11 protein-coding genes are annotated in these 11898 nt (G+C 65.0%); 7 read left to right on the forward strand and 4 right to left on the reverse strand.

What is annotated here, in order from left to right:
• Positions 1-39 precede the first annotated feature (39 nt).
• The 6 genes from lolA (at position 40) to ABB33_RS17315 (ending at position 5407) form a co-directional block, all read left to right on the forward strand.
• Positions 40-678 (forward strand): outer membrane lipoprotein periplasmic chaperone LolA, encoded by a 639-nt coding sequence (gene lolA, locus ABB33_RS17290; protein ID WP_054665683.1) that lies wholly within the window; start codon positions 40-42, stop codon positions 676-678.
• A gap of 140 nt (positions 679-818) precedes the next feature.
• Entirely contained in the window at positions 819-2123 is a 1305-nt protein-coding gene (locus ABB33_RS17295) for a replication-associated recombination protein A (protein ID WP_267913898.1), read from the forward strand.
• 68 nt (positions 2124-2191) lie between these two features.
• Positions 2192-2578, forward strand: a complete 387-nt coding sequence (gene crcB, locus ABB33_RS17300; RefSeq protein ID WP_054665678.1) for a fluoride efflux transporter CrcB — start codon at positions 2192-2194, stop codon at positions 2576-2578.
• Between the two features lie 53 nt (positions 2579-2631).
• Entirely contained in the window at positions 2632-3672 is a 1041-nt protein-coding gene (locus tag ABB33_RS17305; protein WP_054665675.1) for a glucokinase, read from the forward strand.
• A complete protein-coding gene (locus tag ABB33_RS17310; protein WP_056932923.1) occupies positions 3669-4673 on the forward strand; it encodes a glycosylasparaginase in 1005 nt (334 codons plus the stop codon). The genes ABB33_RS17305 and ABB33_RS17310 overlap by 4 nt, the downstream gene beginning before the upstream one ends.
• On the forward strand, positions 4670-5407 hold the full coding sequence (locus tag ABB33_RS17315) for a copper homeostasis protein CutC (protein ID WP_056932924.1): 738 nt from the start codon (positions 4670-4672) through the stop codon (positions 5405-5407). Before ABB33_RS17310 ends, ABB33_RS17315 begins: the two co-directional genes overlap by 4 nt.
• A 187-nt stretch (positions 5408-5594) precedes the next feature.
• Here ABB33_RS17315 and ABB33_RS19320 read toward each other — a convergent pair whose 3' ends face one another.
• From ABB33_RS19320 to ABB33_RS17330, 4 genes are all read right to left on the reverse strand, one after another.
• Positions 5595-5831 (reverse strand): DNA-binding protein, encoded by a 237-nt coding sequence (locus ABB33_RS19320; protein ID WP_082595158.1) that lies wholly within the window; start codon positions 5829-5831, stop codon positions 5595-5597.
• A gap of 331 nt (positions 5832-6162) precedes the next feature.
• Positions 6163-9156 carry a Tn3 family transposase gene (locus ABB33_RS17320; protein WP_056932925.1) on the reverse strand — a complete coding sequence of 998 codons (2994 nt, stop codon included), beginning with the start codon at positions 9154-9156 and terminating at the stop codon, positions 6163-6165.
• A gap of 23 nt (positions 9157-9179) precedes the next feature.
• Positions 9180-10451: a site-specific integrase gene (locus ABB33_RS17325; protein WP_065427865.1), complete on the reverse strand. Its 1272-nt coding sequence runs from the start codon at positions 10449-10451 to the stop codon at positions 9180-9182.
• Complete coding sequence (locus ABB33_RS17330) at positions 10448-10861, reverse strand: MerR family transcriptional regulator (RefSeq protein ID WP_014159616.1); 414 nt, start codon at positions 10859-10861, stop codon at positions 10448-10450. The genes ABB33_RS17325 and ABB33_RS17330 overlap by 4 nt, the downstream gene beginning before the upstream one ends.
• Before the next feature lie 105 nt (positions 10862-10966).
• Here ABB33_RS17330 and ABB33_RS17335 point away from each other — a divergent pair, with 105 nt between their 5' ends.
• A complete protein-coding gene (locus tag ABB33_RS17335; RefSeq protein ID WP_014159605.1) occupies positions 10967-11584 on the forward strand; it encodes a cation efflux transmembrane domain-containing protein in 618 nt (205 codons plus the stop codon).
• The last annotated feature ends 314 nt before the right edge of the window (positions 11585-11898 follow it).

An 11898-nucleotide genomic window follows, 5' to 3' on the forward strand; every position in this document is an offset into this window, starting at 1 on the left:
CAGACTCTGCCCATTCCCCGTCCATCGATGACAACCGCCATGAACGTCTTCCTGCGTCCCACGTTGATCGCCGTCGCCCTGGCTGCCGCCGGTTTCGCCGCCGACGCCCATGCCGGCGCACGCGACGACCTGAAGTCCTTCACCAACGGCCTGCGCGGCCTGGACGGGCAGTTCAGCCAGCAGGTGTTCGATGCCCGCGGCAAGCTCAAGGAGTCGTCCAGCGGCCGCGTCGCGCTGTCGGCGCCGCGGCTGTTCCGCTGGGAGTACACCCGCCCGCATCCGCAGCTGATCGTCGCCGACGGCAGCAAGGTGTGGGTCTACGAACCCGACCTGGAGCAGGCCACCGTGCGCAGCCAGGGCGAGGAGGAGCAGAACAGCCCGTTGACCGCGCTGATCAACCCGGCGCAGCTGGAGCGCCAGTACGACGTCAGCGAGGAAGCGGCCCCGCGCGATGGCCTGCAGTGGCTGTCGCTGAGCCCCAAGCGCGAAACCGATGCCAGCTTCCAGTACGCCGCGCTCGGCTTCGGCCAGGGCGGACTGAGCCGCATGGAAGTGGTCGATGCGGTGGGGCAGCGTACCGTGATCGACTTCAGCGGCTGGAAGAAGAACCCGGGCTTCGCCGCCGGCACCTTCCGCTTCACCCCGGCCAGGAACGTGGACGTCATCGGCGAGCGCTGAGCGAAGAAGGCCAGCCACGGCTGCCGCCGTGCGATGACCGTCGCCGGCGCGGACGGCCACGCTAGAATGCCGGCGTGGCCAGATCCAGAAACACGTTCTCCGACCCTCCTGCCGACCTGTTGAGCGCGGACCGGGAGGGCATGCGCCCGCTCGCCGAACGCATGCGCCCGCGCACGCTCGACGAGATGGTCGGGCAGAAGCGCCTGCTGGCGCCCAATACAGCACTGCGCCGCGCGATCGAGTCCGGCCGCGTGCATTCCATGGTGCTGTGGGGGCCGCCGGGGTGCGGCAAGACCACCCTGGCGCTACTGCTGGCACGCTATGCCGATGCCGAGTTCCGCGCGATCTCGGCCGTACTGTCCGGCCTGCCCGAAGTGCGTCAGGTGCTGGCAGAGGCGGCGCAGCGGTTTGCCGAAGGCCGGCGCACGGTGCTGTTCGTCGACGAGGTGCACCGCTTCAACAAGTCGCAGCAGGACGCCTTCCTGCCGCATATCGAACGCGGCACGATCATCTTCGTCGGTGCCACCACCGAGAACCCGTCCTTCGAGCTCAACTCCGCCTTGCTGTCGCGCTGCCGGGTGCACGTGCTCGAGGCGGTGTCGCCCGAGGACGTGGCCGAAGCCCTGCAGCGCGCCCTGGACGATGGCGAGCGTGGGCTCGGTGGCGAGGACATCCGCGTTTCCGGCGATTCGCTGCTGGAGATCGCGCGCGCCGCCGACGGCGACGTGCGCCGCGCCCTGACCCTGCTGGAGATCGCCGCGGAGCTGGCGGCGGGCGAGGGCGGGCAGATCACGCCCGAAACCCTGCTGCAGGTGCTGGCCGACCGTACCCGTCGCTTCGACAAGGGCGGCGAGCAGTTCTACGACCAGATCTCGGCGCTGCACAAATCGGTGCGCAGCTCCAACCCCGACGGCGCGATCTACTGGCTGGCGCGCATGCTCGACGGCGGCTGCGACCCGTCCTACCTGCTGCGGCGCCTGACCATCATGGCGGTGGAGGACGTCGGGCTGGCCGACCCGCGCGCCCTGGAAATGGCGATCAACGTCTGGAACGCCTATGACCGCATCGGTGCGCCGGAGGGCGACATCGCGCTGTCCAACCTGGTCGTCTATCTGGCCAGTACCGCCAAGTCCAACGCCGCCTATGCGGCGCTGAACGCCGCCCGTGCCGACGTTGGCGAACTGGGTTCGCTGCCGGTTCCGCTGCACCTGCGCAATGCGCCGACGCGGCTGATGAAGAACCTCGGCTACGGCAAGGGCTACCAGTACGACCACGACGTCGCAGGCGGCATCGCCCTGGACCAGACCGCGTTCCCCGACGAGATGGGCGAGCGCGTGTACTACCGGCCGGTCGAGCGCGGGCTGGAAATCAAGCTCAAGGAAAAACTCGACCGCCTGCGCGCGGCGCGCGAACAGGCCAGGGGCGGCGACTCGACAAAGGACTGAGCGACGCCTCGTGCCGCGCCCGTCAACCTTCCGCGGCATTCCATGACAGCAGCAGGAGATAGCAGCCGATGTGGCTTTCCTTTGTGGCGATAGGCGTCGGAGCGGCCATCGGGGCATGGCTGCGGTATGGCCTGAGCGTGTGGCTCAACCCGCTTCATTCCAACGTTCCTCTGGGCACGCTGGCCGCCAATCTGCTCGGTGGCTACGCCATCGGCCTGGCGCTGGCGTGGTTCGCGGTACGCCCGGACATCGCGCCACAGTGGCGCCTGTTCGTGGTGACCGGCCTGCTCGGCGGTCTGACCACTTTTTCCACCTTCTCCGCCGAGGTGGTGCAGCTGTTCCTGCGCCAGCAACTGGGCTGGGCGCTGGCGACGATGGGCCTGCACCTGGCCGGCTCGCTGTCGATGACCGCATTGGGCTGGACCACCTGGCGACTGTTGCGCCCCTTGGCGTGAACCGGCTTTCCAACGCATGATCCGCTTTCCCCACGTAACGATCGAAACAAGACATGCCGGTAGAGCAGGGTAGAGTGAGCGAGCCGGTACCGGCAACGACCATCATCGGCGCCGACGTCGGCGGAACCTACGCCCGGCTGGGCTGGGCCATCCTGCGACCGGGCGAGCCGATCAAGATCAACGATTTCCGACGCTATGCGTGTGCCGAGCACCCGAGCCTGGCGGCGATCCTGCACGACTATGCCGCCGGCCTGCGCTCCAATCCGGTACTGCCGCCGCTCGGCGGCGCAGTGGTGGCCATCGCCGGGTTGCTGGATGGCGACCGCCTGCTCAACACCAACCTGGCGTGGCCGGTTTCGCTGGACGCGACCCGTCGTGAGTCGGGGATTGGCGAACTGGAACTGATCAACGACTTCGTGGCCGTGGCCCAGGCCATTCCGCACGTCGCGCGCACGGCGCTGCACCCGTTGTCCGCCATCCCTGGCCATCACGCCGCCGGCCCGGCACTGGTGCTCGGCCCCGGCACCGGCCTGGGCGTGGCACTGCGCCTTGAGAACAGCCAGCCGCCCGTGCTGGCCAGCGAAGGAGGGCACGCCGCACTGAGTGCCGGCAATGCGCTGGAGCTGGACGTGCTGCGCATGCTGCTGCAGCGCCATGGGCATGTGGACAGCGAGCGCATCCTGTCCGGCCCCGGGCTGATGACGCTCTACGCCTGCCTGTGCGAGCGCGAAGGCGTGGCACCGCGCTGGCAGACGCCTGCAGAACTCGTGCAGGCCGCGCGTTCTGCCGATGACCCGCTCGCACTGGCCAGCATCCGCGCGTTCTGCGGCTGGCTGGGCAGCGTTACCGGGGACCTCGCGCTCACCTTCGGCGCCCGCTCGGTCTACCTCACCGGCGGCATCACCGGCCATCTCGCCCAGTGGCTGCACGAGGGCGGCTTCCAGCAACGCTTCCTCGCCAAAGGCGCGCTGTCGTCCGCCCTGCAGCAGGTATCGGTGTGGCGCATCGACGACGGCGAACTCGGCGTGCTGGGCGCGCTGGCCTGGCATGCAGAGACCAGCCGCCACGCCGCCACTACCGGAGACAGGCATTGAACACACGCAGAAGTTTCCTGCAGGCCAGCGCGCTGCTGGCCGCCGCCGGCGCCGCGCCGCGCATGCTGGCATCGCCCATGGCCGCCAATGGCGCGCGCGTGGTGTCGACCTGGGATTTCGGCGTCGGCGCCAACCAGGCCGCCTGGAAGGTACTGGCGGCCGGCGGCAGCGCCCTGGATGCGGTGGAGGCCGGCGCCCGCTGGGCCGAAAGCGACCTGTGCAACCCGACCGTGGGCCGCTGCGGCAACCCCGACCGCGATGGCGTGCTTACCCTGGATGCCAGCATCATGGGAGGCGATGGCCGTTGCGGATCGGTCGCGGCGCTTAGCGACATCCTGCACCCGGTATCGGTCGCACGCCGGGTGATGGAACAGACCCCGCACGTGATGCTGGTGGGCGAGGGCGCGCAGCAGTTCGCCGTGCAGCAGGGCTTCGAGCGGCGCAGGCTGCTGACCGAGGACGCGGAACGGGCCTGGCGCGAATGGCTCAAGACCGAGCACTATGCGCCGCAGATCAACGCCGAGCGTCGCGGACGCCCGGGCGACAAGGACAACCACGACACCCTCGGCATCCTCGCCATCGATGCCAACGGACACATGGCCGGCGCCTGCACCACCAGTGGCATGGCCTTCAAGATGCACGGCCGGGTCGGCGACAGCCCCATCATCGGTGCCGGTCTGTACGTCGACAACGAAGTGGGCGCGGCCACGGCGTCGGGCATGGGCGAGGAAATGATCCGCAACGCAGCGTCCTTCCTGGTGGTGGAACTGATGCGCCAGGGACGCCCGCCGGCCGACGCCTGCCGCGAAGCCATCGAGCGGGTAGTGCACAAGCGCCCCGAAGCCAGCCGTACCCTGCAGGTGTGCTTCCTTGCCATGGACAGGAAGGGGGAAGTCGGCGCATACGCCCTGCATCGCGGCTTCGTGTACGCGGTATGCGATTCGCGCAGGCAGGACACGCTGCTGGATTCCCGTTCGGTCTACACCAGCGAGCAGACATGAGCGGGCGCCGCCTGCTGGAGATCGCGAGCAATTCGGTCGCCTCGGCGCTGGCCGCACAGGCTGGCGGCGCCGACTGCATCGAACTGTTCGACAACCTGGCCCAGGGCGGCACCACGCCATCGCGCGGCAGCGTCGCCGTAGCCCGCGACCGCCTGCGGATCCCGCTGTTCGTACTGATCCGGCCACGACCGGGCGATTTCCATTACGACGCCCAGGAAGCCGAGATCATGCTGCGCGACATCGAAAGCTGCCGGCAGCTGGGCTGCGACGGCGTGGTGATCGGTGCACTGACTGTCGATGGCGACATCGACGCCGCACTGTGCCGGGAACTCGTTGCCGCCGCGGGCCCGCTGGGCACCACGTTCCACCGTGCCTTCGACGCCGCCCGCGATCTGCCCGCGGCCATGGAGCAGGTCATCGGCCTGGGCTGCCAGCGCATCCTCAGCTCCGGCGGCGCTGCCAGCGCAATGGACGGCAGGCAAATGCTGCGGCAACTGGTCACCCGGGCCGGCGACCGCATCCGGATCATGGCCGGCGCGGGCCTGGATGCAGTCAACATCCTCGCTGTGGCTAACGAGAGCGGCTGCACCGAACTGCATGCATCCGCCAAAGCGCCACGTACGTCGGCCATGCGCCACCACAACCCGGCGCTGGTCGGCCTGGAGAACGACTGGGTGCAATCGGACACGGCGCAGGTGAGCGCACTGCGCCGTGCGTTGGATCAGATGGGATGAGTGGACGGCGCGGTCACTACTGCAGTCTGGATTTTACATAATATACATTATGCGAAATTACTAAGGCATCGCTCCTGCGCCGGCTACGCTGGATTTGGTGACGGGACAACTAGATCTGTACTTTTGCGCCATCTAAATCTGTACTTCTTATGGCGTAACTACACATCTAAACGGGCCCGCCGATCTCTCACTCAGGCTCCGCCTCTCCGGTTGCTGGCGCGACACCAGCTTCCCTAATCGTCGAGGCTGGTGGCTTCGACCACACTGGCCCGAACTCGGCGTACCAAGCAGCGATCATGCGCTTCAGCCTCGGACTCGAGCCGCGCCCGCCGAGTTCATGTCGGACGTTACACTGAGTCGATGGCTTTCCCTTCATTAGTAGGGATTCAATCGCCGCTGAGACTTCTTCTTGTGTGATAGGCATGGTCGACTCCCCATAAGGACAAGTCAGCGCTCATTGTGCGCCTACCGAGGCCGTATTCAAGTGCTTACGCCTATTTATGTGCGGGTACTTATTCAGCGCGCTCTTCGGTGCCGCCAAACTCTTTCCGCTCACACTTCTCGCTTGGTTCTTGTCAATTTCCTCGCTGCTGTAGATGACGGAGTCTTATGCGCTCTAGCAGCGCGACTTCGAAGGGCGGCCTCCACGGCTGATGACGAGGGTCGGCAGGGAATCGTTACGTACAGGGCCAAATGCCACCTAAGCGATTGAAACGCAATGATAATTGTCTTGTCCCGATGGCGGATGTCCCCGTCTATGGGGCCTGTTCAAGGACTTTCGCTGTATAGCTCAGCGGCGCCACTTCCCTTTCAAGATCCAAGTGGTAGTCGCCGAAGCGATTGATGTGGCTGGTCCGGTAAGGCGACAGGCCGGCCAGAATCTCGGGCGTCAGTTCAATCCCCTCCTTCTGCATTACGGCCAAGGTCCGGCTCATGCGTTCCACGTTGTGGAGGATGATCATGTTGGCCACCAGCTGGCTGTACTTGATGATCTTGCGCTGCTCGTGTTGGACGTTCTCAGCAATGATCCCTTGGCTGCCAAAGAAGACCCACTTCACGAAGCCGTTGTATTCCTCGCTCTTGTTGGTCGCAGCATGGATCGTTTTGCGAATCTCGTTGTCATCGATGTAGCGCAGCAAGAACAGCGTTCGGACGGCCTTGCCAAGTTCCCGGAAGGCGAAGTACAGCTTGTTCTTCCGGCTGTAGGTGCCCAGCCGGCGCAGGATCGAGGACGCGGTGATCTTCCCCAATCGGATCGAGATCACTACCCGCAGCATGTCGTGGAGATGCGTCGCGATCAGTTGCCAGTCGATGCTGTCTCCGAACAGTGCCTGGATATTCTTATAGGTCCTGCCAGGTTCGGGCCGGAAGAATGTCAGATCCTTGATGTTTCGTATCCTGGGCATCAGCTGGATGCCCAGCATGTGGGCCAAACCGAAGACTGGGTAGCTTTGGGCCTGCGTGTCGCCATGGACGATCTCAGGCTGGATGTCGGAAGTGTTGGCCAGCAGGCCGTCGAGGATGTAGATGCCCTCGTGCACACCACAGGGAATGAAATGGCTGAACAGCGCCACGTATTTGTCGGACACATGGTAGTAGCCGATGCCGCCGTAGCCGCCGTAGCGGATGTGGTACTCCGACAGCAGGTTGTCCTCGTAGACGCTCCATTTGGTGCCATCTGCTGAGGCGCTTTTCCCGCTGCCCCAATAGCCCGGGAGGTCGAATTTATTGTAGGTATTGATGACCTCTACGATGGCCTTCTCAAGCACATCCTCGGTCACGTATTTCAGGTTCAGCCAAGCAACCTGGCGCCGGCTGAAGCCCTTGATCGACCGCGCCGTCTGCGTCGGCCCCAGGTTGCAGCCATAGCAAAATAGCGTGGTGATCACACGTCGGGGCAGATCTTCGACTTGGCTCTCGGTACCGGCGATCGGGCGGAAAAAACGGTGCAGATCCAGCCATTGGCTGGCGTCGATCAGGACATCGACGATGCTGGACTCCGGGAGCCGTTCGGCGATGAGGCGATCCACCGTGGCAATGGCACTTGAGACCTCAGCGCGTTGCCCCTTCCGCAGTACCAGGCGCCCTTCCAAGATGTCCGCATGCACATTCTCGGGGAAGCGCTCGTCAACTTCGTCGGCCAAGTCGGTCAGTTGTGCGCGCAACCCAGCCACGTACGACGCGGCGTCGGTGGGTAGACCTGACACCTGACCATAGGCTTCCAGTTCCTGGGCCAAGGTGGCTTCATCGACCAGCTGCTCGCGGTAGTCATCAAAGCGTTCGCTGCTGGGAATGAAGAGATCTCCGGACTTCAGCTCGTCTTTGACCTGCACCAGCACGGCCAGCTCGAAGTACTTACGGTGCATCCAGCCGGCGCCGGCAGCACTGGCACGCTTGCCAAACACATGCTGACGCCAGAGCTTGGACATCCAATCGAAGTCCTTTTCCGGGTCCAGGCCGAGGGATGCGACCTCGATCAGCTCACGGCGTTGGTTGCGCAGCGACAGCACCGCTGCGATCAACGGCTCCATGCCGGCATCGTGGCTGATTGACCGCAGATTCATCAGCTCCAGCCCATTGAACAGCAGCGGCCTGACCGTGCCGTAGGGTTGCAGCATGAAAGGCAGATAGTTCTTCCCTGCGTATGCCATATGTTCTTCGCATTCGGCCAGCAAGGTCGACACTTCCGCTTCTAGACTGTTGTCGATGGCATCCACGCGCTGACTATCGCTGCCGTCGAGCTGATAGGCCTGCAGGATTTCCTTGAGCTGGCCGATCAGGAAGTCGGCCCGCTTGGCATGTTCGAGCTGGTAGGCCAGCAGTTTTTGCTGGGCCGTGTTTTCAAGCCCGCGCACCTGCTTGATGAATAGCTCGGCTGCGTCATCCAGCGTCTTGGCATGCTGGGCGCGAATGAAGATGGTGGCCAGCGCATAGCGCTTGTCCGGAGCCAATTCGGCCAGCTCGCTGGCGTCATAGGCCCGGGCCATTGCACGGAATTGCTTAAGCTTAGGGACCGGCACATCGATCGGGGGCAGCTGCTCAGCCAACTGCTGCAGCATGCGGATGTGCTGCAGATAGAACCGGACTTCCTTGTTGGTGGGCCGACCAGGCTCGCGCTTGAGCGATTGCCAGCCGGTGAACCTGGAGTTTTCCGGTGCGCGCAGCAAGTCGTCAATGAGCGTGCGCGTGGTAGGCGTCAGCGCGTGGCTGATGCTACGGTAGTAGCCCAGATTGACCCGCTCACGCGCGCCGATGGCGGCCAGTTCCAGGGTGCGGAAACCGGGCAGTTCGTAGCGATGGTGCACCAGCTCTTCGAGCAGGACGTTCACGATGTCCGGGATGGTGTGCTTGGTCTGGGCTGCTCCGGTGGCCACCGTGTCCAGCCAGGCCAAGCCTGATTTATCCAGGGGACGTACACCGATGAACTGCCGAAGCTGCGGGATATGCCGGCGCTGGCTACCGGAAGCGTCGTAACGTTCGAGCTGGTCGGTGTCCAATACGCGCCCGAGTCGGGCGGCCTTGGCGATGTGCTTCCGGATCCGCTCGGGTACGTCGGCCAACACCGTGAAGTAACCGAGGCGCTGGAAGAGCTTGAGATGAATCAGTACCGCCAGCTGCGGTCCCGGCTGGGTGGTCAGCTGCTTGGCGAATGCAATCTCAGCGGCGGTGGGGGTATAGATCTCCTCCAGTTCCTTGGCGGTGGGATCAGGCTTCAGTCGCGGGTAGGCGGTCTCGTGAAGGGTAGCCATTGGATCCGGAGGTTATGAGGGGATCAATCCCAGTGCCGGCCGTCGTCTGTATTGAGAGACGCTTCCAGGAAACACTGGTGCGTATCGGCCATGCGGTGCATGTCATCGAGCAACGTGGCCAGGATTTCATCCAGATCCCGATCGGGATCGGTGGGAACCGTCAACCGGTACTCGCTGCTGGCGGTGTTCAGCCGCACCGCTTGGAACGAGGCCAAGCAGATCTCTTCGATCCGGCCCCGGGCCTTAGCCGCGCCGCGACCCGCGCGGGCAAATGGGGTCAGTACCATGCGCAGGCGCAGCTGCAGTGCAGATTTGCCCTCGGGCGCCGGCAGCGCCATCGCCGGTACCGGCACGGTTGGACTTGGCAGGCTTGCTTCAATGCGGTCCCGTGCGAACGGGTCATGCCCGTCCAGGTAGCGCATGGCCGACTGCACATCGCGCCAGCCCACGTACTCCATCAGCGCCTTCATGTCCCAGCCCTGCTCGTTGGCCCAGCTGGCAAAGCCGCGGCGCAGGGAATGACTGCTGTGGAGCCCCGCATCGGCAAAGCCGGCACTGGTCAGCAACTCGCGCAGCAGGCGCACCAAGCTGTTGGGATGCAGGCCTTCGGCGCTCACCTGGCCCCATTGGCTGACCGCCCGAAATACCGGCCCTTCTTGCAGGTCGGCCGCCTGCAGCCACACCTGGGTCGCCTCCACCGGGCACAATCGCGACAACGCCGGCACCTTGTAGGTAACGCCGGCGGCCTGGCGATCGCCCTTGCTGCGCGGCAAGAAACAGGTCATCCCCTGTCCCGGCACCAGCGTGAGATGGGCCACGTCCAGGCGCAGCAGTTCATCGCCACGAAAGCCACGCCAGAATCCGAGCAGCACCAGCGCTCGGTCCCGTTGGTGGCGCAGCGCTGCCGCTCCGTCGCCCCGCGCGCGTGCCGCCGCGATCGCTGCGGCTAACCAGTCATCGAGCTCGACCAGCCGCCGAATCTGGAGCGGCGCGGCTTGCTTGACCTGGCCCGGGTGCAGGGTCTTGATGCCTTTGAGTACCTTGCGCACCAGCGGCGACCGGGTCGGGTCGACAAAGCCGTGGTCGCGGTGCCAGGAGGCAATGGCGGCCAGCCTGTGGCGAAGGGTGCTGGTGGCCAGGGTCTGCGCATACGCGGCCAGGTACCGGGCCACGCTGTCCGGTGTCGCTGGGAGGTGGCCTTGCCACTCGACTTCAAAGTGCCGCAGCGCCGACGCATAGCTGCGCACCGTGTTCTGGCGCGTGGCCGCATCGAGGTAGCGGTCCAGTTCGGTCACTGGCGCGTGGCCTCCACCGAGGCCGGCTGCCGCAGCGTTGACAGGATGGTGCATTCAGCCCGCTGCCCGCCGTGGCAACTGGCAATCACCCGTTCCAGCTCGCTGGCCATGCGCTGCAGGTCGGCCATGCGCGCCCGCACGTCGGTCAGATGGCTGCGGGCCAGCCGATCCACGTCCCCGCACGAAAGCTCTTCATCGCCCGCCAACTGCAGCAGGCTGCGGACCTCCTCCAGGCTGAAGCCCAGGTCCCGGCCGCGCGCAATGAAGCGCAGTCGCTCGATGTCGGCCGGGCCATAGACCCGGTAGCCATTGCCCGAGCGCCCCGGGCGCGGCAGCAGGCCGATCCGCTCATAATAGCGGATGGTCTCCAAATGGCACCCACTGGCGTCGGCAGCCTCACTGATTTTCATTCGTAGTACGCTTGACTCCGTAGTAGCTACGGACTTTACACTCACCTGCTGTGTCATGCCAGCGACCCGCCCGGGCCCGGCTTCCCTGCGACTGGAGATGTTCCGATGAGTGATTGCGGCTGCCACCACGAGGCCAAGAATGCGCAGGAGCGGCGCGTCCTCTGGATCGCCCTAGCGTTGAACGCGGCGATGGCCGTGATCGGCGGCATCGCCGGCTGGATTGCCCATTCCACTGGCCTGCTGGCCGACGCTCTGGACATGCTGTCCGATGCCACCGCCTATGCCATTGGCCTGGTCGCTATCGGGCGCACGGCGCGCTTCAAGGCCAATGCCGCTTGGGTCAGCGGCAGCGTGCTGCTTGTGCTGGGTGTGGGCGTGTTGGTTGAGGTGGGCCGCCGGGTGATGTACGGCGCCGAGCCGGTCAGCGGCTGGATGATTGGCACCGCCCTGCTGTCGCTGGCGGTCAATATGGCGGTGCTGCGCATGCTGGCACCGCTAAAGTCCGGCGAAGTGCATCTGCGAGCGACGTGGCTGTTCACGCGGGCCGATGTGGTCGCCAATGTTGGGGTGATCCTGGCCGGTCTGTTGGTGTGGTGGCTGGCCAGCCCGTACCCGGATTTCGTGATCGGCGCCCTGATCGGCCTGTATGTGATCAAGGAAGCCTTCGAGATTTTAGGTGATGCCCGCCGGGCAGGTGCCGACGCGCGCAAGACGGCTGCATGACCAGGCTTGGCCGACTGAGCTCGGACTCTGGCGGCTGCGCTTGAACCCGGCACTGTCACGTGGCGCAGCTGGCCCCCGACCTAATCCGTCGCAGCTCAATCTGCGTGACCGTGCGGAAGCTCAGGCAAAACGTTAACTTTCTGTTCTTCGGATGCCGGATTCCGTCAATTTCCCGCGCCAGCTTTTGCCTGGCCACCTGACTCGCAGAGGCCACTCGAGCCCGCGAGATTGATGAATAAGCGTCAGCTTGCTGATGAGCGGGACCCAAGGTATCTTTCCGGCCTCAAATGTATCAGTCTGGACCGGCCAGCCTT

Source organism: Stenotrophomonas acidaminiphila, assembly GCF_001431595.1.
In the GTDB taxonomy this organism is placed as follows: Bacteria; Pseudomonadota; Gammaproteobacteria; order Xanthomonadales; family Xanthomonadaceae; genus Stenotrophomonas; species Stenotrophomonas acidaminiphila.

Excerpts from the sequence above, each read along its gene's own strand:
- lolA (WP_054665683.1), top strand. The coding sequence starts at position 40 with ATGAACGTCTTCCTGCGTCCCACGTTGATCGCCGTCGCCCTGGCTGCC.
- ABB33_RS17295 (WP_267913898.1), top strand. The coding sequence starts at position 819 with ATGCGCCCGCTCGCCGAACGCATGCGCCCGCGCACGCTCGACGAGATG.
- crcB (WP_054665678.1), top strand. The coding sequence starts at position 2,192 with ATGTGGCTTTCCTTTGTGGCGATAGGCGTCGGAGCGGCCATCGGGGCA.
- ABB33_RS17305 (WP_054665675.1), top strand. The coding sequence starts at position 2,632 with ATGCCGGTAGAGCAGGGTAGAGTGAGCGAGCCGGTACCGGCAACGACC.
- ABB33_RS17315 (WP_056932924.1), top strand. The coding sequence starts at position 4,670 with ATGAGCGGGCGCCGCCTGCTGGAGATCGCGAGCAATTCGGTCGCCTCG.
- ABB33_RS19320 (WP_082595158.1), bottom strand. The coding sequence starts at position 5,831 with ATGCCTATCACACAAGAAGAAGTCTCAGCGGCGATTGAATCCCTACTA.
- ABB33_RS17320 (WP_056932925.1), bottom strand. The coding sequence starts at position 9,156 with ATGGCTACCCTTCACGAGACCGCCTACCCGCGACTGAAGCCTGATCCC.
- ABB33_RS17330 (WP_014159616.1), bottom strand. The coding sequence starts at position 10,861 with ATGAAAATCAGTGAGGCTGCCGACGCCAGTGGGTGCCATTTGGAGACC.
- ABB33_RS17335 (WP_014159605.1), top strand. The coding sequence starts at position 10,967 with ATGAGTGATTGCGGCTGCCACCACGAGGCCAAGAATGCGCAGGAGCGG.